The organism is Pseudomonas moorei, assembly GCF_008801475.1.
In the GTDB taxonomy this organism is placed as follows: domain Bacteria; phylum Pseudomonadota; class Gammaproteobacteria; order Pseudomonadales; family Pseudomonadaceae; genus Aquipseudomonas; species Aquipseudomonas moorei.
In genome coordinates this window covers 83936-106360 of record NZ_VZPP01000004.1, presented here as the reverse complement: position 1 = coordinate 106360, position 22425 = coordinate 83936, and the positions used below count along the sequence as shown (strand labels likewise).

Below are 22425 nucleotides of genomic sequence, written 5' to 3'. Positions count from 1 at the left end.
CTCCATCAGAATCAAATACGCCGCGTGGCGTAACGCTTGAGCATGCTCGGAACATCGAGAATCAGCGCGATGCGGCCGTCACCGGTAATGGTGGCGCCCGACATGCCCGGGGTTCCCTGGAGCATTTTGCCCAATGGCTTGATGACCACTTCTTCCTGACCCACCAGTTGATCGACAACGAAGCCGATCCGCTGAGTGCCCACGGAAAGGATCACCACATGGCCTTCGCGCTGCTCTTCATGAGCGGCGGAGCTGACCAGCCAGCGCTTGAGGTAGAACAACGGCAGCGCCTTGTCCCGCACGATCACCACTTCCTGGCCGTCCACCACGTTGGTGGTCGACAGGTCGAGGTGGAAAATCTCGTTGACGTTCACCAGCGGGAACGCGAACGCCTGGTTGCCGAGCATGACCATCAGTGTCGGCATGATCGCCAGGGTCAACGGCACCTTGATGACGATCTTCGAACCCTGGCCCTTGGCCGAGTAGATGTTGATCGAGCCGTTGAGCTGGGAGATCTTGGTTTTCACCACGTCCATGCCCACGCCACGACCCGACACGTCGGAAATCTCGGTCTTGGTCGAGAAGCCCGGGGCGAAGATCAGGTTGTAGCACTCGGTGTCGCTCAGGCGATCGGCTGCGTCCTTGTCCATCACTCCGCGTTTTACCGCGATGGAGCGCAGGACGTTCGGGTCCATGCCCTTGCCGTCATCGGAGATCGACAACAGGATGTGGTCGCCTTCCTGTTCCGCGGCCAGAATCACCTTGCCGCCACGGGCCTTGCCCGAGGCTTCGCGTTCTTCCGGTGACTCGATGCCGTGGTCGACCGCGTTGCGTACCAAGTGGACCAACGGGTCGGCCAGGGCCTCGACGAGGTTCTTGTCGAGGTCGGTTTCTTCGCCGACCAGTTCCAGGTTGATCTCTTTCTTGAGCTGGCGAGCCAGGTCGCGAACCAGACGCGGGAAGCGCCCGAAGACCTTCTTGATCGGTTGCATCCGGGTCTTCATGACCGCGGTTTGCAGATCCGCGGTGACCACATCCAGGTTCGACACCGCCTTGGACATGGCCTCGTCGGCGCTGTTGGCCCCCAGGCGAACCAGGCGGTTACGCACCAATACCAATTCGCCGACCATGTTCATGATTTCGTCCAGACGCGCGGTATCGACCCGCACGGTGGTCTCGGCTTCGCTGGCCGGTTTCTCCGCAGGCGGAGCGGCCGGGGCACGGGCGGCTGCCGGTGCGGCGGCAGGCGCCGGAGCTTCAGCTTTGGGTTCGGGGGCTTTGGCGACAGGTTTCGGCGCTGCTGCCTTGGCGACTGGCGTGGCCACCGAAGCGGCGGTACCGGTTGCAGCAGTACCCACATCAGTGAACTTGCCTTTGCCGTGCAATTCGTCGAGCAGCGATTCGAACTCGTGATCGGTGATCAGATCGCTACCCGCCGCCGCAGCGGCAGGTGCTGCCGGCGCCGGCACCGAAGCGATGGCCGATTCCAGTGCGTCGACCGCAAAGTTGCCCTTGCCGTGCAACTGGTCGAGCAACGCTTCGAATTCGTCGTCGGTGATGTCGGAGCTGTCGCCTGGCGCTTTAGGCGCTGGCGGTTCGCTGGACGCCGCAGGTGCTGCCAGGGCATCGACGGCGAACTGACCTTTACCATGCAATTGATCGAGCAGTGACTCGAACTCGGCGTCAGTGATTTCGTCACTGGCAGCGGCAGCGCTATCTGCTGCTGGAACGGCTGGCGCTTCGGCCTGAGCCTTGACGGCATTCAGTGAGTCCAGCAGTTGTTCGAATTCATTGTCTGTGATGTCGCCCGAGTCGCTTTCGGCAACAGGCTCTTGCACCACTTCTTCTACCGCAGGTGCAGGCGCCGCCTCGTCAGCGGTTTGCGGCTCGGCCAGACGGGCCAGGGCTGCGAGCAATTCGGGTGTGGCCGCCGTGATCGGGCTACGCTCGCGGACTTCGCTGAACATGCTGTTCACCGCGTCCAGTGCTTCGAGAACCACGTCCATCAATTCCGAGTCGACGCGACGTTCGCCCTTGCGCAGGATGTCGAACACGTTCTCGGCGATGTGACAGCACTCCACCAACTCGTTGAGCTGGAGGAAGCCGGCGCCCCCTTTTACAGTGTGAAAACCGCGAAAAATTGCATTGAGCAGGTCCGCGTCATCCGGCCGGCTTTCCAGCTCGACCAGTTGTTCGGACAGTTGCTCTAGAATCTCGCCGGCCTCAACCAGGAAATCCTGAAGGATCTCTTCATCGGCGCCGAAGCTCATTAAGGGTGTGCTCCTACAGGTCTAAAAACCTAAAATACCTAGAACTCTAAAACCCTAGGCTGGATAGCAAATCGTCCACATCGTCCTGACCGGACACAACGTCTTCTCTTTTATCGGCATGAATCTGCGGACCTTCACCCTGAGAGAGATGTTTTTGTGGATCTTTTTCTGCAAGCATCGCTTCACGGTCATGTTCGATGCCCGCGAAGCGGTCCACCTGACTGGCCATGAGCACGAGCTTGAGCAGGTTGCTTTCGACTTCGGTGACCAGTTGGGTCACACGCTTGATCACCTGACCGGTGAGGTCCTGGTAATCCTGGGCGAGCAGAATGTCGTTGAGGTTGCTCGACACCGCACGCCCGTCTTCACTGCTGCGCGCCAGGAACCCGTCGACTCGCCGGGCCAGCTCGCGGAACTCTTCAGCCCCGACTTCGCGGCGCATGAACCGTCCCCAGTCCGTGCTCAAGGCCTGGGCTTCTTCACTCAGGCGATTGACCAGCGGCGTGGCGTTTTCCACCAGGTCCATGGTGCGGTTGGCCGCGGCCTCCGTCAGCTTGACCACATACCCCAGACGCTCGGTGGCATCGGTGATCTGTGACACTTCCTCGGCTTGCGGCATGTGCGGGTCAATCTGAAAATTGACGATCGCACTATGCAGCTCGCGGGTGAGCTTGCCCACTTCCTGGTACAGGCCGCGGTCACGGGTCTGGTTGAGCTCATGGATCAATTGCACAGCATCGCCGAACCTGCCCTTTTCAAGGCTCGCGACCAGTTCGACGGCGTGTTTTTTCAGGGTCGATTCGAAATCGCCCTGCGATGATTCGTTATGCCCCATAGCTCCCCCGTGGCGCAGTTCAACCGATGCGTTCGAAAATCTTTTCGATTTTTTCTTTCAACGCCTGGGCCGTGAAGGGTTTGACCACATAGCCGTTAACACCGGCCTGGGCGGCTTCGATGATCTGCTCGCGCTTGGCTTCGGCGGTCACCATCAGCACCGGCAGATGCTTGAGCTTTTCATCGGCACGCACGTGGCGCAGCAGATCGATACCGGTCATGCCAGGCATGTTCCAGTCCGTCACCAGAAAGTCGATGCTCCCGCTGTTGAGAACCGGAATGGCGGTAGTGCCATCGTCGGCCTCGACCGTGTTGGTGAACCCAAGGTCACGCAACAGGTTTTTTATGATCCGCCGCATCGTTGAGAAGTCATCAACGATGAGGATTTTCATGTTCTTGTCCAATTCGACCTCCAAGCAGACTAAAACGCGCCCAGCACCTGGACGCGCCATTTCAATCAATCTGGCAAAGCACTCAATGACTGTCTGGAGTACAACGGATCGAGACCGGCGCGGTTCAACACCCCACCCGCCACGTCGCAGTGCCCCCACACTGCCTTCAACGCGCTCGCCACTCTCCCAAACGCCCCCGCAAACGGGCCGCGCACTGGCTGTGTAACTGGCTGACCCGAGATTCGCTAACCCCCAGGACCTCACCGATTTCCTTGAGATTCAACTCTTCGTCGTAGTACAGCGCCAACACCAGTCGCTCACGCTCCGGCAAATTGGCAATCGCGTCCGCCAGCGCCGCCTGAAAGCGTTCATCTTCCAGGTCGCGCGACGGCTCGAGATGAGCACTCGCGCCATCCTCGTGCAGCCCTTCGTGTTCGCCGTCCTGCAACAGATCGTCGAAACTGAATAACCGGCTGCCCAGGGTGTCGTTCAAAATCCCGTAATAATCGTCGAGACTCAATTGGAGTTCGGCCGCAACTTCGTGATCTTTAGCGTCACGGCCGGTTTTAGCTTCAATCGAGCGAATTGCGTCGCTGACCATGCGCGTATTGCGGTGAACCGAACGTGGCGCCCAGTCCCCCTTGCGCACTTCATCGAGCATGGCGCCGCGGATTCGGATGCCCGCGTACGTTTCGAAACTGGCGCCTTTGCTGGCGTCGTATTTGGTCGAGACTTCCAGCAGGCCGATCATGCCGGCCTGGATCAGGTCTTCAACCTGGACACTGGCCGGCAGACGCGCCAGCAAGTGGTAGGCAATGCGCTTAACCAGTGGCGCGTAACGCTCGATCAATTCGTACTGCGCGTCACGTGCCGACTTCTTGTAGAGGTTGTAACCGCTGGCGGTCATAGCACGGGTCCTGCCGTTTGTTGCACGAGGCGCTCGACGAAAAACTCCAGGTGACCCCGCGGGTTGGCCGGCAGCGGCCAGGTATCGACTTTCTGGGCGATGGCCTTGAACGCCAGCGAACACTTGGAACGCGGGAACGCTTCATAGACGGCACGCTGCTTCTGCACGGCCTTGCGCACGCTTTCGTCATAAGGCACGGCACCGACGTATTGCAGGGCGACGTCGAGAAAGCGGTCCGTGACTTTGGTCAACTTGGCGAACAGGTTGCGGCCTTCCTGCGGGCTCTGCGCCATGTTGGCCAGGACGCGGAAACGGTTCATGCCGTAATCGCGGTTGAGCAACTTGATCAAGGCGTAGGCGTCGGTGATCGACGTCGGCTCGTCGCAGACCACCAGCAGGACTTCCTGCGCCGCGCGGACAAAACTGACTACCGAGTCACCAATGCCCGCAGCGGTATCGATCACCAGTACGTCGAGATTGTCGCCGATATCGCTGAATGCCTGGATCAGGCCGGCGTGTTGCGCCGGGCTCAGATGAACCATGCTCTGGGTCCCGGACGCGGCGGGAACGATGCGGATGCCGCCGGGGCCCTGCAACAGGACGTCGCGCAGCTCGCAGCGGCCTTCGATCACGTCGGCCAGGGTACGTTTGGGTGTCAGCCCCAACAAAACGTCGACGTTCGCCAGCCCCAGATCGGCGTCCAGCAGCATGACGCGCCGGCCAAGCTCAGCCAAAGCCAGGGACAAGTTCACTGACACATTAGTCTTCCCGACGCCACCTTTGCCGCCGGTCACCGCGATCACCTGTACGGGATGCATGCTGCCCATGTTATTTCTTTACCTTGTCTTGCATAGACGGAGGCCACATTACTGGCTGCGCGTTCTCAACCGGAACAATGCATGGCAGACCATCGATGTAGGTACAAAAACTATTCATTTTTACCTCAGCCAACCTGCTTGGTCGGGCTGTGGTAGATGTCAGCGAACATGTCAGCCATGGCTTCTTCGCTGGGTTCTTCCTGCATTTGCACGCTGACGGCGCGACTGACCAACTGATGACGACGCGGCAGATGCAAATCATCCGGGATCCGCGGGCCATCGGTCAGGTAGGCCACCGGCAATTCATGACTGATGGCCAGGCTCAACACCTCGCCCAGACTTGCCGTTTCATCCAGTTTAGTCAGGATGCAGCCCGCGAGCCCGCAGCGCTTGTAACTGTGATAAGCGGCGGTTAGAACCTGTTTCTGGCTGGTGGTTGCCAGAACCAGATAATTTTTCGATTTGATGCCACGCCCGGCCAGGCTTTCCAGCTGCATGCGCAGGGCCGGATCGCTGGCCTGCAGGCCGGCGGTGTCGATCAGCACCACGCGTTTGCGCAGCAACGGATCCAGCGCTTGCACCAGCGATTGCCCCGGATCGACGTGGGTCACCGACACGTTGAGAATCCGACCGAGGGTCTTGAGCTGCTCCTGAGCCCCGATACGGAAGCTGTCCATGCTCACCAGCGCGATGTTCTGCGGGCCGTACTTGAGCACGTAACGGGCTGCCAGCTTGGCCAGGGTGGTGGTCTTGCCCATGCCGGCGGGGCCGACCATGGCAATCACGCCCCCCTCTTCCAGTGGTTCCAGTTCCGGCGTGGAGATCATCCGCGCCAGATGCGCCAGCAACATGCGCCAGGCCTGACGGGGCTCGTCGATATCGGTAATCAGTGCCAGCAAATCCCGCGACAGTGGGCCGGACAGACCGATGCGCTGCAGGCGGCGCCACAGGTTCGCCTGCTCAGGGCGGCTGCCTTGCAGCTGATTCCAGGCCAGGGAGCCCAGTTGCACTTCCATCAGTTCACGCAAGCTGTTGAGCTCGAAACGCATCGAATCGAACGCCCGCGGGTCCACGCCACTCGAGGCCGGCGCAGCGGCCGGCGCAGGACGACGGGGTTCGGCATAGGTAGGCTCGATCAACGGCTCGGCGGCGGTCAACGGCAGGCCGGCGAACAACTGGCGATTGGTGCTCTTGTCGCTCTCGCCATCGCCTCGCAGGCTCAGTTCAGCCTGGGCGGTGACGATCCGCGATTGAGTCTTGCGCAGCTCGTCTTCGAGTTCCATGTTCGGAACACGCGGGGCCAGCGCCGACAGTTTGTAATCCAGGGCAGCCGTGAGCTCGACGCCACCGGCAATGCGGCGGTTGCCAATGATGGCGGCGTCGGCGCCCAGCTCATCACGAACCAGCTTCATGGCCTGACGCATATCGGCGGCGAAAAAACGCTTAACTTGCATAAACCACTACCTCAGCCGTTGGGCCCTACTGTCGCAACGATGGTCACTTGCTTGTTGTCAGGGATTTCCTGGTAAGCCAACACATGCAAACCCGGGACTGCCAGCCGGCCAAATCGCGAGAGCATCGCGCGAACCGGACCGGCCACCAGCAGAATCACCGGTTGACCTTGCATCTCTTGACGCTGCGCCGCATCGATCAACGAGCGCTGCAGCTTCTCGGCCATGCTTGGCTCCAGCAGAACGCCCTCTTCCGAGCCTTGCCCTGCCTTCTGCAGACTATTGAGCAATATTTGTTCCAACCTTGGCTCCAGCGTGATAACCGGTAGCTCCGACTCAGTGCCTACAATGCTTTGGACGATGGCACGGGATACACCGACGCGCACGGCGGCCACCAATGCGGCAGTATCTTGACTCTTGGCGGCATTGTTCGCGATGGCTTCGGCAATGCTGCGGATGTCCCGCACCGGCACCTGCTCGGCCAACAGCGCCTGCAGAACCTTGAGCAGCTGCGACAGCGAAACCACGCCCGGCACCAGCTCTTCCGCCAGTTTTGGCGAGCTTTTGGCCAGCAACTGCATGAGTTGCTGCACTTCTTCGTGACCGATCAGCTCGCTCGAATGCTTGTACAAAATCTGGTTCAAGTGGGTTGCCACTACTGTACTGGCATCGACCACGGTGTAACCCAACGATTGCGCCTGTGAACGCTGACTGATTTCGATCCAGACCGCCTCCAGGCCGAAAGCCGGATCTTTGGCGTTAATGCCGTTGAGCGTGCCGTAGACCTGCCCCGGATTGATCGCCAACTCGCGCTCCGGGTAAATCTCGGCTTCGGCCAGGATCACCCCCATCAGGGTCAAGCGATAGGCACTGGGCGCCAGGTCGAGGTTGTCACGAATATGCACGGTGGGCATCAGGAAACCGAGGTCCTGGGAGAGCTTCTTGCGCACGCCCTTGATTCGCGCGAGCAACTGGCCACCCTGGTTGCGGTCGACCAGCGGAATCAGGCGATAACCCACTTCCAGGCCGATCATGTCGATAGGCGTCACATCGTCCCAACCCAGCTCCTTGGTTTCCTGGGCGCGGGCCGGCGAAGGCAACAGTTCTTGCTGACGCTTGACCTCTTGCAGCGCCTGGACCTTGGCCGCGTTCTGCTTCTTCCAGAACAGGTAAGCCCCGCCTGCCGCCAGGGCCGCCATGCTCAGGAACGAGAAGTGTGGCATGCCGGGTACCAGGCCCATGACCGCCATCAAGCCCGCGGCCACCGCCAGTGCCTTGGGCGAGGCGAACATCTGGCGATTGATCTGCTTGCCCATGTCTTCCGAACCGGAAGCACGGGTCACCATGATCGCGGCAGCCGTGGACAACAGCAGTGATGGCAATTGCGCCACCAAACCGTCACCGATGGTCAACAGCGCATACACCTTGCCGGCATCGGCAAAGCTCATGTTGTGCTGGAAGATCCCGACGGCCATGCCGCCGATCAGGTTGATGAACAGAATCAGCAGGCCGGCAATGGCGTCACCGCGAACGAACTTGCTGGCACCGTCCATGGAGCCGTAGAACTCGGCTTCCTGGGCAACCTCCATCCGGCGTAGCTTGGCCTGGCTCTGATCAATCAGGCCGGCGTTGAGGTCCGCGTCGATGGCCATCTGTTTGCCGGGCATCGCGTCCAGGGTGAAACGCGCGCTCACCTCGGAGATGCGTCCGGCACCCTTGGTCACCACGACGAAGTTGATGATCATCAAAATCGCGAACACCACGATACCGACCACGTAGTTACCGCCGATCACCACCTCACCGAACGCCTGGATCACCTTGCCCGCCGCGGCATGACCGTCCTGGCCGTGGAGCATCACCACTCGCGTGGAAGCCACGTTCAACGCCAGTCGCAGCAAGGTCGCCACCAGCAGAATGGTCGGGAACACCGCAAAATCCAGCGGCCGCAAGGCGTACACGCACACCAGCAGCACGACGATCGACAGGGCAATGTTGAAGGTGAAGAACACGTCGAGCAGGAACGGCGGCACCGGCAGCATCATCATCGCCAGCATGACCAGCAGCAACAGCGGCACGCCCATATTGCCTCGACTGAGGTCAGCGATATTGCTGCGGGCACTGTTGATTAACTGAGAGCGATCCACCGGTTTTCCCCGTTCCTTTAAAGCAAACTTTTGACGCCTGAAGCGGGCGCAGGGCGGCTACTGCAAGAAGCCTTCCAACTTTTGCGAAGGGGAAATAGATCGTTTTTTCAGGGGGATATGAATGGCCTGGATGGACGCCATGAGGGGCGACGCTCTCGGACTATCAGTTCTGCTAGTACCCGACCTCGGCACCAGCGCAGATACTCAAGCTCTCAATCCTTGTATCTGCGGAGTGAGCCAATGACCGCCCCACCCACCACCCTGCGTTGCCAATATCGCTACGATCCACTGGATCGGATGATCCACCAAACACAGCCTGATACACCGGTACATCAGCGCTTCTATTGCAAAAGCCGCCTGGCGACCGAAATTCAGGGCTCGACGAAGCATTCGATCATTCAGCACGACGACCTACTATTGGCGCAGCAGCAACATGAAGGTAATGCACTCGATGCCACGCTGCTGGCCACCGACCTGCAACGCTCGGTACTGCACACCCTCAAGAAAGGCCTCCAGCCGCGCCCCATCGCCTACTCCCCCTACGGCCATCGCCCAGTGCTCAGCGGCTTGTTCAGCCTGTTGGGCTTCAACGGCGAACGGCCGGACCCGGTGACCGGGTGTTATTTATTGGGGAACGGGTATCGGGCGTTTAATCCGGTGTTGATGCGATTTAACAGTCAGGATAGTTGGAGTCCGTTTGGGAAGGGTGGATTTAACGCGTATGCGTATTGTGGCGGAGATCCTCGAAATCGTGTCGACGAAACAGGGCACAACGGGGTCAATATCCTTATAAACAAAATCCTAGTCGCAGCCCATAACATGATTGATGATTTCAGCATCGAGCTCATGGCCAGTAAATTAGCTAAAACAGCAAAAAGAGAAGGAATGAATACACAAAAAATCTTGAGCACGGAATCTGCCAATATTTTTGAAAAAAACTTACTCCGCGCCACAATTGCCCATGAGAGCAGCTCCATCTTTAAAAACACCAAAAGAGCCAAGGAATTAATTAGCCGCCCAAAATTTGCGGAACAAACGAAAAACCTGGAGTTATTGACCGCAAAAATAGATGACCGAATTAGAACAATTCAGCTATTCGAAAAACACACCAACGCCCTTAGTAACAATAGACTAATGAGAGCAACGACCACTGAATTCATTGACAATTACTCCCCCATAAAGGATTTTTTAAAAGAAAGTTACCACTTTACAGATGACAGCCCGCCTTTATATAGAAGTCTTTTTCCATCATCTGACGCTATACCATTCCAAAAACTCATCCGTAATGCATGATCTCGTGAAGAGGCAACTCAAAAAAAATTAAAAGCCTTGGAGAAAATTCTTGATGAAGATTTATTCAGCTCCGTCAAATCAGTCGAGACAAAATTCAAGCATCCCGCCGCAAATCCGGCGGAATCGGCAAATCATCCTTAAGCGGCTCCGGCCGCTTTCCTTTGCCCGCGCGGTACTGGCGGATCTGGTAGACGTACGCCAGCACCTGCGCCACCGCCAGATACAACCCACCCGGAATTTCCTGCTCCAACTCCGTTGAGTAGTAGATCGACCGCGCCAGCGCCGGCGACTCCAGCAACAGAATCTCGTTGGCCGCCGCGATTTCCCGAATCTTCAGGGCGAGGAAGTCGCTGCCCTTGGCGATCAGCATCGGCGCCCCGCCCTTGTCCGGATCGTATTTGAGCGCCACGGCATAGTGGGTCGGGTTGGTGATGACCACGTCGGCCTGGGGAATTGCCGCCATCATCCGCCGCTGGGACATTTCGCGCTGCAGCTGGCGAATCCGCTGCTTGACCTCTGGCCGCCCTTCCTGGTCCTTGTGTTCGTCGCGGATTTCCTGCTTGGTCATCAGCAGTTTCTTGTGGCTTTCCCACAGCTGCACCGGGACGTCCACGGCGGCGATGATGATCAGTCCGCACGCCATCCACAAGGTGCTCCAGCCCACCACTTGCAGGCTGTGGATGATCGCCATTTCCAACGGTTCGTGGGCGATGCGCAACAAATCGTCGATGTCGGAGGACAACACCGCCAGGGCCACGAACAGGATGATGATGAACTTGGCCAGGGCTTTGAGCAGCTCGACCAGCGCCTTGGTGGAGAACATGCGCTTGAGGCCCGGGGCGGGGTTCAAGCGACTGAATTTGGGCGCCATGGACCCTGCCGCGAACAACCAGCCACCGAGGGATATCGGGCCGATGATCGCCGCCAGCACCATCGCAATCATGAAGGGCTGAATCGACCATAGCGCTATTTGCCCTGAATGCATCAGGTAGGTGGCCATGGACCGTTGATCCAGAATCACTTCCCGCGGCAGCGAGAAGTTCAGGCGCATCAGCTCCATCATGTCTTGCGCCATCGCCCCGCCGAAAATCAGCAGCGCACTGGCGCCGATCAGCATGATGGCCAGGGTGTTCAGCTCTTTGGAGCGGGCAATCTCACCCTTCTCCCGGGCGTCCTTTTTCTTTTTCTCCGTGGGGTCTTCTGTTTTGTCCTGACCGCTTTCGCTCTCTGCCATGACTCAGCGCGCCTGTGCCAGTTCGCGTAAAAACTGCAGGGCTTCGGAGGCCAGCGGTTGATACTGATTGAGAATGTCCGCCAGCCCGACCCAGACGATAAACAGCCCGAGCACCAGGATCAGCGGGAAGCCGACAGAGAAGATGTTGAGTTGCGGCGCCGCCCGGGTCATCACGCCAAAGGCGATGTTGATCACCAACAGCGCCGTGATCGCCGGCAACACCAGCAGCAGCGCCGCGCCAAGCACCCAGCCGAGCTTGCCGGCCAGTTCCCAGAAATGATTGACCGACAGGCCGCCACCGACCGGCAGCGTGGTGAAGCTTTCTGTGAGCACCTCGAACACCACCAGGTGGCCATTCATCGAGAGGAACAACAGCGTCACCAGCATGGTGAAGAATTGCCCGATCACCGCCACCGAGACTCCATTGGTGGGATCGACCATGGAGGCGAAGCCCATGCCCATCTGAATGGCGACGATTTGCCCCGCCACGACGAAAGCCTGGAAGAACAGTTGCAACGAGAAGCCCAGTACGGCACCGATGAGGATCTGCTCGGCGATCAGCATCAATCCGCTCAGATCCAGCGCATGCACCGGCGGCATGGGGGGCAGGCCCGGGGCGATGACCACGGTGATCGCCACGGCGAAATAAAGGCGTACCCGTCGTGGTACCAATGTCGTGCCGAAAACCGGCATCACCATCAGCAGCGCCCCGACGCGAAACAGCGGCAACATGAATGACGCCACCCAGGTGCTGATCTGGGTGTCGGTCAATGCGAGCAGCGACATGGTTTAACCAATGACCTGCGGAATGCTGCCGTACAACTGCAGGATGTAATCCATGAAGGTCTGCACCAGCCATGGGCCACCGACGATCAGCGTCACCAGCATCACCAACAGGCGCGGCAAAAAGCTCAGGGTCTGTTCGTTGATCTGCGTGGCGGCCTGGAACATTGCCACCAGCAGGCCCACCAGCAAACTCGGAATCACCAGCACTGCCACCATCATGGTGGTCAGCCACAGCGCTTCGCGGAAGATATCGACCGCCACTTCAGGGGTCATGGCGACACACCTCCAAAGCTGCTGGCCAGGGTGCCGATGATCAGCGCCCAGCCATCCACCAGTACAAACAGCATGATTTTGAACGGCAGGGAAATGATCAGCGGCGACAGCATCATCATACCCATGGCCATCAGCACACTGGCCACGACCAGGTCGATGATCAGGAACGGAATGAAGATCATGAAGCCGATCTGAAATGCGGTTTTCAGCTCGGAAGTCACGAACGCCGGCACCAGGATGGTCAGTGGTGCCTGATCCGGCGTGGCAATGTCGGTGCGCTTGGACAGGCGCATGAACAGTTCCAGATCGCTAGTACGGGTCTGGGCGAGCATGAAGTCCTTGATCGGCACCTGAGCCTTGGCCACGGCATCCTGGGCGGTGAGTTTTTCCGCCAGGTACGGCTGCAGGGCATCCTGGTTAACGCGATCGAATACCGGCGCCATGATGAACAGAGTCAGGAACAGCGCCATGCCGGTGAGGATCTGGTTCGATGGCGTCTGCTGCAGGCCCAGGGCCTGGCGCAGGATCGAAAAGACGATGATGATCCGGGTGAAACTGGTCATCAGCATGACGAACGCCGGAATGAAACTCAGCGCGGTCATGATCAGCAGGATCTGCAGGCTGACCGAGTACTCCTGAGCCCCCTGGGCGTTGGTGCCCAGGGTAATCGCCGGGATCGACAACGGATCGGCGGCGAATGCCAGCGGCGCGGCCAGCATCAGCGCCAGCGTCAAGACGATGCGTAACGCACCCATTACTTCTTATCCTTCTGATCCTTGCCCAACAGCTCCATCAGGCGCTGGGCAAACTCGGGGGTCGTCGTCTCGGTCGTCGGCACTTGCACCGGCTCCTTGAGCACATGCAATGCCGTGATGGTGCCAGGGCTCAGGCCCAGAAGAATCTGTTCATTGCCCACCTGCACCAGCATCAATCGGTCGCGCGGGCCCAGGGCACGGGAACCGATCAGTTCGATCACCTGCCCCTTGCCGGCCGGTCCGGCCTGCTGCACCCGGCGCAATAGCCAGGCGAGGAAAAAAATCAGCCCCAGCACCAGCAGCAAGCCGAATACCAGTTGCGTCAATTGCCCGGCCACTCCGCTCGTGACCGCCGGCGCGGCAGCCGCGCTCGCAGCCGTCGCCATCGGTTCGGCCGCCAGCACGCTGAGCGGTAGCGCCAGCACACACCCCAGAAGCCTTTTCACTCAGCGCAGCTTCTTGATGCGTTCACTTGGGCTGATCACGTCGGTCAGGCGGATGCCGAACTTCTCGTTGACCACCACCACTTCGCCGTGGGCGATGAGCGTGCCATTGACCAGCACGTCCAGCGGCTCACCGGCCAGGCGGTCGAGCTCGATCACCGAACCCTGGTTCAGTTGCAGCAGGTTGCGGATGTTGATGTCGGTACTGCCGACTTCCATGGAGATCGACACCGGGATATCAAGGATCACGTCCAGGTTCGGACCTTCGAGGCTGACCGGCTCGTTGCTCCTCGGCACGCTGCCGAACTCTTCCATGGGCAAGCGATTGGATGACGAACTGGCCGCATCGGCCGCCAGCAAGGCATCGATGTCGTCCTGCCCGGCATCACCGGTTTCTTCCAGGGCCGCAGCCCATTCGTCCGCCAGCGCCTGGTCGTCCTGGGTATTGATATCGTTAGCCATCATTTGTCCTCGGCAGGCAACCATTCGATTGGAAGCCGTCAGTTAAAAGCGAATGTATGGGGTGCCTGTCAGCGGCGTTCGATCGGCTCGATCACTTGCAACGCGAGGTTGCCCTTGTGCGAGCCCATCTTGACCTTGAAGGCCGGTACGCCATTGGCACGCATGATCATCTCTTCCGGCATGTCCACCGGGATCACATCCCCGGGCTGCATGTGCAGGATGTCGCGCAGGCGCAGTTGGCGACGGGCAACCGTGGCGCCGATGGGCACATCGACATCCAGCACGTCCTGGCGCAGGGCATTGACCCAGCGTTCGTCCTGATCGTCGAGGTCCGACTGGAAGCCGGCGTCGAGCATTTCGCGCACCGGCTCGATCATCGAGTACGGCATGGTGACGTGCAGGTCACCGCCACCGCCATCGAGTTCGATGTGGAAGGTCGACACCACAATGGCCTCGCTCGGGCCGACGATGTTGGCCATGGCCGGGTTCACTTCCGAGTTGATGTACTCGAAGTTCACTTCCATGATCGCCTGCCAGGCTTCCTTCAAATCGACGAAGGCCTGCTCCAGCACCATGCGCACGACACGCAGTTCGGTCGGGGTGAATTCACGCCCTTCGATCTTCGCGTGCCGGCCATCGCCGCCAAAGAAGTTGTCCACCAGCTTGAACACCAGTTTGGCGTCGAGGATGAACAGCGCCGTGCCGCGCAGCGGTTTGATCTTGACCAGGTTGAGACTGGTCGGCACGTACAGCGAGTGCACGTATTCGCCGAACTTCATCACCTGCACGCCACCGACCGCCACGTCTGCCGAGCGACGCAGCATGTTGAACATGCTGATGCGCGTGTAACGGGCGAAACGCTCGTTGATCATTTCCAGGGTCGGCATGCGTCCACGGACGATGCGATCCTGGCTGGTCAGGTCGTAGCTTTTGACGGTGCCGGGTTCGGCAACGGTATCGGTCTGTACCAGACCATCGTCGACGCCATGCAACAGCGCGTCGATCTCATCCTGGGACAGCAGGTCCTGCACGGCCATGTCGTGTTCCTACTGCAGTACGAAATTAGTGAAAAGCAACTGTTCGACGACCACTTTGCCGAGTTCTTTCTGCGCCACTTCCTGGACGCTGGCCGTGGCCTTCTGCCGCAACATTTCCTGGCCGACCGGGGACGCCAGCGTGGCGAAGTCCTGCCCGGAGAACAGCATGACCAGGTTGTTGCGGATCACCGGCATGTGGACTTTGAGCGCGTCCAGATCGGCCTGGTTGCGGCCGAGCATGGTGATGCTCACCTGCATGTAGCGTTGACGGCCGTTCTGGTTGTAGTTGGCGACGAACGCCGGTGCCATCGATTCGAAAATCGCCGGCTGCTTGCCGACCGGGGCGGTTTCAGCCACTGGGGCAGGCTTGCTCTGAGCGCTGTGTATGAAGTACCAGGTCGCGCCCACGGACAAACCGATCGCCAGCAGCAGGGCCACCACGATCAAGATAATCAGCTTGAGTTTGCCTTTGGTTGCGGGGTCTTTTACTGCTGCTTCGCTCTTCGCCATGCCAATAATCCGTCACTATTCGGGTTTTCACAGTCGCACGGCAAGGCAAGAGCAAGTGTTATGCCAGAAGTATCGGAAGGGAGATGGGTGGGGATGTGTGCGATCCGAAGCACGCAGCAACACCCTGTGGAAGCGGGCTTGCCCGCGAGAGCAATGTAACAATCAACGAAGATGCTGAATGTAATGGCGTCATCGCGGGCAAGCCCGCTCCCACAGGGTTAAGTCTCTGGCTGGATCAGGCGTAGTAGTCGACAGCGCTGGAGCCGATCACGCTGGTGGTCGTTGCCGCCACTTCAGCCACGCTCGGGGCGATATCTTCATCCATCGCATCGAGGCGCCCGCCACTGGCGCTGGTACGCCCGCTTTGCTGTTGCTGGGCCTGATTCTGACCTTGCTGCGAACCACGGGACTGGTCCGACACATTGACGTCAACCTGCCCCATGCCCTGCTGCGCAAACATGTCCCGCAGACGATGCATCTGACCGTCCAGCGCTTCACGGACGCCAGGGTGAGCACTCATGAAGGTCACTTGGGTCTGCTGGTCCGGCACCATGTTCACGCGAATGTCGAGGCGCCCCAGTTCAGCCGGTTGCAGCTGGATGTCAGCGGCCTTGAGATTGGCGCTGGACAGGTACATGACCCGATTCACCACTTCTTCGGTCCAGCCACTTTGATGCATGGCGATCGGCTGGTTCACCGGCAACGCGTTGGCGGTTTTCGGCGTGGCCGCTTGCGTCAGTGCCGCCAGACGGTTGGCGAAGTCGTCGACCCGAGTGTCACTGCTGGCGGACTTCAAGTCCTTGAGACCGTCATCGATCAGGCCGCTGAACGCCTTGTCCCCGCCCTGACTGGTACTGTCCTTGTCAGCCTGCACATCGAGCATGCTCGCCATGCCGGCGGCGAAGACTTGCGCCGGTGTCTGCTCGCCATCGGCCTGCGCCTGCGCGGAGGTCGACGCCGCTTTAGGTTGTGCCTGACTGGAGGCGGAAAGGTGTCCGCTTTGCTCCATGGCCATGCGCAAGGCTGGCAGCGCATCGAGGGGATCGGCTTCAGGATCGAAATGGGTATCGGTGGTGGCAGTGGCAGCCGTGGTCGTTGCCGTCACCGCCGCTGCGACCGGTGTCTGGACCGATGGTTGCACAGGTTCAGCCACTGGCGGCGTTACCGGGACAGGTACGCTCGCCACGGGCTGTGCGGCTTGCATCTGGGCAGGATCGAGCGTCGGGTCAACGGGCGCGGCATCGGCTACCGGGGTTTGCTGGGTGTCCGACGCATTATCGTTGCCGTTCGAGTCGCTGGCTTGCGCCGGTTTATCGGCGGGCAAGGTTTTGCCGCTATCGGCAACCGCCGGTTCCGGGGCGGCAGATTTGTCGGCAAGGCGGTCTTTTTTACCGGCATTGTCCGGGGATTTATCACGTACCGGCTTGGCCGATCCATCCACTGCCACAGAGGGTTTGTTTTGGGCTTGCCTGGCGTAGACCTGCGCGAAGCTGGACGCTCTATCCCCGGTCTCAGCAGCCGGCGCCGTGGAATTGGCGGCGGCTTGAGTCTTGGCCTGCGTGGCGGCCTGAAGAAGCACTTGGGGGGTAACGGGCATGAAACGGTCTCCGCTGCACTGGGATCGTAGGTACAGTTGGGGGGATTACTGCAAGGGTCGCGCCAGCTTTGCTCTGGAGGCGTTTTATTAGCGTCAAATGGTCAAACTGGTGGAGACGAACGCCGTCGTTCCTCTTCATAAAGCGGCCGGACGAAGGCGAATTCGCGATCGATTGCCGCGACAAGCGTTTCGATGCCTGAAAGATCCAGCCCCTTGGCCTGCTGCTCCAGCTCATGACACAGATCAGCCAGGCGAATCGCGCCCATGTTGCTGCTACTGCCCTTGAAGCTATGGGCAGTCTCAAGGAATTGTGTAGCATCGGCAGCCTGCTTGAGCAGCTGCAAGCGCTGTTCGGAATCAGCGAGAAAGGTATCCACCAGGGTCGGATACTCGTCCTCCATGATCTCTTGCAACGCGCTCAGCACGTTCGGGTCGAGATGTGTGTCAGCCACTTGCTCACTCCTTGATCAAGAATGCGCGGATTATGCCAGAGCCTCCCAGTAAAACTCCACGCGGGCACTGCGACCATTGTCGGACCAACTGGCATTTCGCCCCAACTGGCGGATCAGACTGACACCGCGTCCCGACAGACGGACAGGGTCAAGCGGACGCTCCAGCACCCGTTCGACATCAAATCCCTTGCCACTGTCTTCGACACGAATCGCCAGACAACCACCCTCGCCTTGCGGTGTGACCTGCAAATGTACCCGGACAAAACCGTCCTGCAGCTCATCAAGACGTGCATTGCGCTGTTGATAGTAGCGGGTAAAACCCGAGACATCGCGCTTGAGGCTTGAGTCCAGACCGAGCACACCATGCTCCAGCGCGTTGGAATACAGTTCCGCCAGCACACTGTAGAGCGCCCCGCTTTGCGTCCGCAGACCGTGAACCTCCAGCAGCAATTGCAGCAAATAGGGCAGCGGGTTGAAGCGCTTGAGCGTGGCGGCACGAAACTCGAAACTCACCGACCAGTCCAGCGGGCAGGACTGGCCGCTGTCGGAATAAACCAGGGCGGGCGGATTCAGCTGTGCGGGCTCCAGCAGACTGATTTCGACCATGCTGACGTCGTCGCGTGTTACGCCGCCAAAATCCCGCAGCGCCTGTTCGATTTCCTCAAACAAGGCATCCGGATGACGATTGGCGGCGAACACCGCTTGCAGCCGCTGCACGCCAAACAGCTGTTCGTCGGCATCGCAGGTATCGATCACCCCGTCCGACAGCAGGAATACCCGATCCCCGAGCGCCATGGGAAACACTTCGGTGCGGTCATCGAATGTTTGCGGGCTCAGCACCCCCAGGGGCAAGTGCCGGGCGGTCAGCGGTGTTCGTTCGCCAGTGGCAATACTGTGCAGGTAACCGTCCGGCATGCCGCCGTTCCAGACCTCCACCGAACGCCGCTGAAAGCTCAAGCACAGCAGCGTCGCGCAGCAGAACATGTCCACCGGCAGGATACGTTTGAGCTTGGCATTCATCTCGCGCAAGGTTTCTGCCAGGCCATAGCCCTTGGCGGTCATGCCGTAAAAGACTTCAGCCAGGGGCATCGCACCGACGGCAGCCGGCAAACCATGACCGGTGAAGTCGCCGAGCAGCACATGCATGTCGCCCGCGGGGGTGAACGCGGCCAATAGCAAATCGCCATTGAACAACGCATAGGGCGATTGCAAGTAACGGATATTGGGGGCATTGAGGCAGCCGGAATGGGCCACCTTATCGAACACGGCCTTCGCCACGCGTTGCTCGTTGAGCAAATACTCGTGGTGCCGGGCGATCTGATCGCGCTGCTGCAGCACAGTGGCCTGCAATCGTCGCAAGCGATCCATCGCCTTGATCTTGGCCGAGAGAATCACCTGGTTGTAAGGCTTTGCCAAAAAATCGTCGCCGCCCACTTCCAGGCAACGGGCCAGGGCTTCGCTTTCCGACAATGACGTCAGGAAGATGATCGGCACCAGGGTTTCCCCGGCCAATGCCTTGATTTGCCGGGCCGCTTCGAAGCCATCCATCACCGGCATCATCGCGTCCATCAACACCAGTTGCGGACATTGCAGGCGAAAGACTTCGACCGCTTCGGCACCGTTGGCCGCGGTCAGCACTTGATGCCCCTGGCGACGAACGATGCTCGACAACAGCATGCGATCGGCCGCGCTGTCCTCGGCAATCAGAATCGTCAGCGATTCGAGTGCAGGCTGCACGGCGTTCAACTGATGTCGAACAGCTTGTCGAAATTGGATATCGCGAGGATTTTCTTCACATCGGAACTGCTGTTGACGAGGCGAACATCGGAGTGGTCGCCACCCGCATGATCCCGAAGCAGCAACAACATGCCGAGCGCAGAGCTGTCGAGATAAGTCGCCTCTTTGAGGTCGACTACAACGGACCTCGGCATGGCGCCATCGGTTCGCTCATAGGATTCGCGAAATTCTTGGTGCTTGGCGAAATCGAATCGCCCCTTGACCGAAATCGTCAGCTTTTTCCCATCCGCAGAGATTTCTTTAACGACTGACATGTCATGGCTTCCTTGTCATTGGGGAACCTGCCTGTACAAGGTTTAGCATTTGGTAAAGGTTGGGGCAAGGCTGGAAAAGGGTGGTGTCCATCCGATCGCCCCTCACCTGATTCAATACGCATCCTGGCGCGGCAAGCGCTGGGACAATTCATCCAGCAGTTTCTGTTCGCGCTTGTCTTCGAGCACTCGCGCTTCATCCGCGTAGCGCTGTACCAGCTTGCGCAAACCTTCGACCCGGGCGAACGCCTGTTGCCAGGTTTCCCGGGCCTTGTTCAAGTTGTTCTGGTGCCAGGCCAGGCTTTGGCGCTGCTGGTCGATGGCCGTACCCAGTTGCGCAAGGAATCCCTGGTAGCCCAGCAACCATTGGCCCGAGACACCACCGCTGCCGCGCACGATCCATTGCTCTTGATAGTCGAGTCGAAAGGCTTCGAGGTCGGCGAGTTTGCTTTCCGCCAAACGCACCTGCCCCTGAAAGTGCCCCAGACGCTGGACCGCAGTTTTCTCGGCCTTTTCGGCCATCTCCACCACCGGGGCCAGGCGCCCTGCTCGAGTCTGGGCCATGACCGGTTAACCGCTCGCCGCTGGCGCGAAGATCGAGGCCAGATACGCTTCGCTTTCGCCCAGGCTGATGCTGTCGTTGAGCCCCTGACGCAGGTATTTGACCAACTGTGGCTGCAGGGAAATCGCCAGGTCGGTCTCGCGATCACCACCGGCGACGTAGGCACCGACACTGATCAAATCGCGACTCTGTTGATAGCGCGACCACAACTGCTTGAAATACTGCGCACGAGCCATGTGCTCCGCCGATACCACCGCCGGCATCACCCGGCTGATGGAAGCCTCGATATCGATGGCCGGGTAATGCCCCTCTTCAGCCAGGCGCCGGGACAGGACGATGTGACCATCGAGTACGCCCCGCGCCGAGTCGGCAATCGGGTCCTGCTGGTCATCGCCTTCGGACAGTACGGTGTAGAACGCAGTGATCGAGCCGCCACCCTTCTCGGCATTACCGGCCCGCTCCACCAGCTTCGGCAACTTGGCGAACACTGATGGCGGATAGCCCTTGGTGGCCGGCGGTTCGCCGATGGCCAGGGCGATTTCCCGCTGGGCCTGGGCGAAACGGGTCAGCGAATCCATCAGCAACAGGACGTTCTTGCCCTTGTCACGGAAATATTCGGCGATTCGCGTGCAGTACATGGCCGCGCGCAGACGCATCAAAGGCGCATCGTCCGCTGGCGACGCAACGACCACCGAACGTTTGAGCCCTTCTTCACCGAGGATGTGCTCGATGAACTCCTTGACTTCACGACCCCGCTCACCGATCAGCCCGACGACGATAATGTCGGCCTCGGTGAAGCGGGTCATCATGCCCAGCAAGACGGATTTACCGACGCCGGTACCGGCGAAAAGCCCGAGCCGCTGGCCACGGCCAACCGTCAACATACCGTTGATGCAGCGAATGCCCACATCCAGCGGCTCGCTGATCGGTTCGCGCTTGAGCGGATTGATGGTCGGGCCATCCATCGGCACCCAGTCCTCGGCCTTCATTCCGCCCTTGCCGTCCAGCGCACGCCCGGCGCCATCGAGTACCCGCCCGAGCATGCTCATGCCCATCGGCAGGCGACCGGTATCGGCCAGGGGCACCACACGAGCGCCAGGCGCAATACCTGCGACGCTGCCGACGGGCATCAGAAATACTTTGCTGCCAGAGAAACCCATGACTTCGGCTTCGACCTGCACCGGGTGATAGCTGTCGTCGTTGATCACCATGCAACGGCTGCCCATGGCGGCGCGCAAGCCTTCGGCTTCGAGGGTCAGGCCGACCATGCGCAGCAAGCGCCCTTCCAGGATTGGCGCGCCAGCCAGTTCCGTGGCCTCGGCGTAACTGCCCAGGCGCTTGGCGAAACTGGTGCGATCAAGGCGCATCGGCGGCGTCCGGCACTGGCGCAATGGCAGGCCTGGCTTCGATCGGCAGTTCAAGGCTCAGGTCGGGGGCGGCCGGGTGCAGGGACTGTTCGTGCAATTGATCGAACAGCTTGTCCATCACCCGTGCAATCCGGGTTTCGATCGTGGCATCGATACGACTGTGCTCGGTCTCGACCCGGCAACCGCCCGGCAGCAACGCTTCATCTTCAACGATGCGCCAGGTTTCCTCATGACGCTCGCGCAGGGCTTTGACCTGCTCGAAATCCTGCGGATTGATGTACAACCGCACATTGCCGACGCCCAGCGGCAGAAGCTTGAGGGCCTCGCGCATGACGTGTTCGATCTGCGTCGAATCGATGGCCAGTTCGCGCTGAATCACTTGTCGGCTGATGTGCTGCACGAGGTCGACCAAAGACTTTTCGATCTGCGTGTCCTGCTCGGCGATAGGCTCGAACAGGTGCGCCATCAGTTGTTCCAGGCCGGCAATCTTCGCCGCCAGCGCCACTTCGGCTTCCTGACGAACCTTGAGCGTGGTGCTGTGGAAACCTTCTCGCTCACCGGTCGCGAAGCCTTCGTTGTAGGCTTCCTGGCGAATGCTTTCGAGCTCTTCGAGGGTCAGTGGCTGGACTTCTTCCAGCGGCACTTCTTCCATTTCCGGCGGTTCGGGTTCCGGCTCCGGTTCAGGCTCGGGCTCAGGCGGATCGAAGCTGGGCAGTGCCCATGTATCGAAACCACCGACATCCCTGGCCCGGATCAGGTCAGTGGGCGACTCATCATGCTTGGCCATGGT

The 22425-nt window shown here is 59.8% G+C and carries 23 protein-coding genes; 1 reads left to right on the top strand and 22 read right to left on the bottom strand.

Annotation, left to right across the window (positions count from 1 at the left end; all coding sequences use genetic code 11):
- Positions 1–11 precede the first annotated feature (11 nt).
- From F7R06_RS08235 to flhA, 7 genes are all read right to left on the bottom strand, one after another.
- Positions 12–2270, bottom strand: coding sequence for a chemotaxis protein CheA (locus F7R06_RS08235; RefSeq protein ID WP_090324255.1), 2259 nt, complete (start codon positions 2268–2270; stop codon positions 12–14).
- Between the two features lie 46 nt (positions 2271–2316).
- On the bottom strand, positions 2317–3105 hold the full coding sequence (locus F7R06_RS08230) for a protein phosphatase CheZ (protein WP_090324257.1): 789 nt from the start codon (positions 3103–3105) through the stop codon (positions 2317–2319).
- A gap of 19 nt (positions 3106–3124) precedes the next feature.
- The gene (locus tag F7R06_RS08225; RefSeq protein ID WP_003183998.1) at positions 3125–3496 is read right to left on the bottom strand and encodes a chemotaxis response regulator CheY; all 372 of its coding nucleotides are present in this window, start codon (positions 3494–3496) and stop codon (positions 3125–3127) included.
- 166 nt (positions 3497–3662) lie between these two features.
- A complete protein-coding gene (gene fliA / locus F7R06_RS08220; protein ID WP_007894214.1) occupies positions 3663–4403 on the bottom strand; it encodes an RNA polymerase sigma factor FliA in 741 nt (246 codons plus the stop codon).
- The gene (fleN, locus tag F7R06_RS08215) at positions 4400–5230 is read right to left on the bottom strand and encodes a flagellar synthesis regulator FleN (protein ID WP_008001746.1); all 831 of its coding nucleotides are present in this window, start codon (positions 5228–5230) and stop codon (positions 4400–4402) included. Before fleN ends, fliA begins: the two co-directional genes overlap by 4 nt.
- Before the next feature lie 116 nt (positions 5231–5346).
- Positions 5347–6675, bottom strand: coding sequence for a flagellar biosynthesis GTPase FlhF (gene flhF, locus F7R06_RS08210; protein WP_090324258.1), 1329 nt, complete (start codon positions 6673–6675; stop codon positions 5347–5349).
- 11 nt (positions 6676–6686) lie between these two features.
- Entirely contained in the window at positions 6687–8816 is a 2130-nt protein-coding gene (gene flhA / locus F7R06_RS08205) for a flagellar biosynthesis protein FlhA (protein WP_090324260.1), read from the bottom strand.
- Between the two features lie 240 nt (positions 8817–9056).
- On the opposite strand from flhA, the gene F7R06_RS08200 reads away from it, so the two are divergent.
- Positions 9057–10109, top strand: coding sequence for an RHS repeat-associated core domain-containing protein (locus tag F7R06_RS08200; protein WP_090324262.1), 1053 nt, complete (start codon positions 9057–9059; stop codon positions 10107–10109).
- Between the two features lie 94 nt (positions 10110–10203).
- Here F7R06_RS08200 and flhB read toward each other — a convergent pair whose 3' ends face one another.
- The 15 genes from flhB to fliH form a co-directional block, all read right to left on the bottom strand.
- Positions 10204–11343 (bottom strand): flagellar biosynthesis protein FlhB, encoded by a 1140-nt coding sequence (gene flhB / locus F7R06_RS08195; RefSeq protein ID WP_090324264.1) that lies wholly within the window; start codon positions 11341–11343, stop codon positions 10204–10206.
- 3 nt (positions 11344–11346) lie between these two features.
- The gene (fliR, locus tag F7R06_RS08190) at positions 11347–12129 is read right to left on the bottom strand and encodes a flagellar biosynthetic protein FliR (RefSeq protein WP_090324265.1); all 783 of its coding nucleotides are present in this window, start codon (positions 12127–12129) and stop codon (positions 11347–11349) included.
- 3 nt (positions 12130–12132) lie between these two features.
- Entirely contained in the window at positions 12133–12402 is a 270-nt protein-coding gene (gene fliQ, locus F7R06_RS08185; RefSeq protein ID WP_057398373.1) for a flagellar biosynthesis protein FliQ, read from the bottom strand.
- Entirely contained in the window at positions 12399–13157 is a 759-nt protein-coding gene (fliP, locus tag F7R06_RS08180) for a flagellar type III secretion system pore protein FliP (RefSeq protein ID WP_090324267.1), read from the bottom strand. Before fliP ends, fliQ begins: the two co-directional genes overlap by 4 nt.
- A complete protein-coding gene (gene fliO, locus F7R06_RS08175; protein ID WP_090324269.1) occupies positions 13157–13603 on the bottom strand; it encodes a flagellar biosynthetic protein FliO in 447 nt (148 codons plus the stop codon). Before fliO ends, fliP begins: the two co-directional genes overlap by 1 nt.
- Positions 13604–14062, bottom strand: a complete 459-nt coding sequence (fliN, locus tag F7R06_RS08170; RefSeq protein ID WP_090324270.1) for a flagellar motor switch protein FliN — start codon at positions 14060–14062, stop codon at positions 13604–13606. It abuts the gene before it with no gap.
- A gap of 68 nt (positions 14063–14130) precedes the next feature.
- Complete coding sequence (fliM, locus tag F7R06_RS08165; protein WP_090324272.1) at positions 14131–15099, bottom strand: flagellar motor switch protein FliM; 969 nt, start codon at positions 15097–15099, stop codon at positions 14131–14133.
- 9 nt (positions 15100–15108) lie between these two features.
- Positions 15109–15609 carry a flagellar basal body-associated protein FliL gene (fliL, locus tag F7R06_RS08160; RefSeq protein WP_090324274.1) on the bottom strand — a complete coding sequence of 167 codons (501 nt, stop codon included), beginning with the start codon at positions 15607–15609 and terminating at the stop codon, positions 15109–15111.
- 235 nt (positions 15610–15844) lie between these two features.
- A complete protein-coding gene (locus F7R06_RS08155) occupies positions 15845–17206 on the bottom strand; it encodes a flagellar hook-length control protein FliK (RefSeq protein WP_090324275.1) in 1362 nt (453 codons plus the stop codon).
- 101 nt (positions 17207–17307) lie between these two features.
- Positions 17308–17658, bottom strand: a complete 351-nt coding sequence (locus tag F7R06_RS08150; protein WP_090324277.1) for an Hpt domain-containing protein — start codon at positions 17656–17658, stop codon at positions 17308–17310.
- A 30-nt stretch (positions 17659–17688) separates the two neighbouring features.
- Positions 17689–19395 (bottom strand): ATP-binding SpoIIE family protein phosphatase, encoded by a 1707-nt coding sequence (locus F7R06_RS08145; protein WP_090327504.1) that lies wholly within the window; start codon positions 19393–19395, stop codon positions 17689–17691.
- 5 nt (positions 19396–19400) lie between these two features.
- On the bottom strand, positions 19401–19709 hold the full coding sequence (locus F7R06_RS08140; protein ID WP_090324278.1) for an STAS domain-containing protein: 309 nt from the start codon (positions 19707–19709) through the stop codon (positions 19401–19403).
- Positions 19710–19820: 111 nt separating this feature from the next.
- On the bottom strand, positions 19821–20270 hold the full coding sequence (fliJ, locus tag F7R06_RS08135) for a flagellar export protein FliJ (RefSeq protein ID WP_090324280.1): 450 nt from the start codon (positions 20268–20270) through the stop codon (positions 19821–19823).
- Positions 20271–20276: 6 nt separating this feature from the next.
- Positions 20277–21635 (bottom strand): flagellar protein export ATPase FliI, encoded by a 1359-nt coding sequence (gene fliI, locus F7R06_RS08130; protein WP_090324281.1) that lies wholly within the window; start codon positions 21633–21635, stop codon positions 20277–20279.
- Positions 21625–22422, bottom strand: a complete 798-nt coding sequence (gene fliH, locus F7R06_RS08125; RefSeq protein ID WP_090324283.1) for a flagellar assembly protein FliH — start codon at positions 22420–22422, stop codon at positions 21625–21627. Before fliH ends, fliI begins: the two co-directional genes overlap by 11 nt.
- Between the last annotated feature and the right edge of the window lie 3 nt (positions 22423–22425).

Coding starts and splice junctions, on each gene's coding strand:
- fliA (WP_007894214.1), bottom strand. CDS start 4,403: ATGACCGCCAGCGGTTACAACCTCTACAAGAAGTCGGCACGTGACGCG.
- F7R06_RS08225 (WP_003183998.1), bottom strand. CDS start 3,496: ATGAAAATCCTCATCGTTGATGACTTCTCAACGATGCGGCGGATCATA.
- fliN (WP_090324270.1), bottom strand. CDS start 14,062: ATGGCTAACGATATCAATACCCAGGACGACCAGGCGCTGGCGGACGAA.
- fliH (WP_090324283.1), bottom strand. CDS start 22,422: ATGGCCAAGCATGATGAGTCGCCCACTGACCTGATCCGGGCCAGGGAT.
- fliQ (WP_057398373.1), bottom strand. CDS start 12,402: ATGACCCCTGAAGTGGCGGTCGATATCTTCCGCGAAGCGCTGTGGCTG.
- fliL (WP_090324274.1), bottom strand. CDS start 15,609: ATGGCGAAGAGCGAAGCAGCAGTAAAAGACCCCGCAACCAAAGGCAAA.
- fleN (WP_008001746.1), bottom strand. CDS start 5,230: ATGGGCAGCATGCATCCCGTACAGGTGATCGCGGTGACCGGCGGCAAA.
- fliP (WP_090324267.1), bottom strand. CDS start 13,157: ATGGGTGCGTTACGCATCGTCTTGACGCTGGCGCTGATGCTGGCCGCG.
- F7R06_RS08200 (WP_090324262.1), top strand. CDS start 9,057: ATGACCGCCCCACCCACCACCCTGCGTTGCCAATATCGCTACGATCCA.
- flhB (WP_090324264.1), bottom strand. CDS start 11,343: ATGGCAGAGAGCGAAAGCGGTCAGGACAAAACAGAAGACCCCACGGAG.
- fliM (WP_090324272.1), bottom strand. CDS start 15,099: ATGGCCGTGCAGGACCTGCTGTCCCAGGATGAGATCGACGCGCTGTTG.
- F7R06_RS08155 (WP_090324275.1), bottom strand. CDS start 17,206: ATGCCCGTTACCCCCCAAGTGCTTCTTCAGGCCGCCACGCAGGCCAAG.
- F7R06_RS08230 (WP_090324257.1), bottom strand. CDS start 3,105: ATGGGGCATAACGAATCATCGCAGGGCGATTTCGAATCGACCCTGAAA.
- flhF (WP_090324258.1), bottom strand. CDS start 6,675: ATGCAAGTTAAGCGTTTTTTCGCCGCCGATATGCGTCAGGCCATGAAG.
- fliJ (WP_090324280.1), bottom strand. CDS start 20,270: ATGGCCCAGACTCGAGCAGGGCGCCTGGCCCCGGTGGTGGAGATGGCC.
- F7R06_RS08235 (WP_090324255.1), bottom strand. CDS start 2,270: ATGAGCTTCGGCGCCGATGAAGAGATCCTTCAGGATTTCCTGGTTGAG.
- F7R06_RS08140 (WP_090324278.1), bottom strand. CDS start 19,709: ATGTCAGTCGTTAAAGAAATCTCTGCGGATGGGAAAAAGCTGACGATT.
- fliI (WP_090324281.1), bottom strand. CDS start 21,635: ATGCGCCTTGATCGCACCAGTTTCGCCAAGCGCCTGGGCAGTTACGCC.
- fliR (WP_090324265.1), bottom strand. CDS start 12,129: ATGTCGCTGCTCGCATTGACCGACACCCAGATCAGCACCTGGGTGGCG.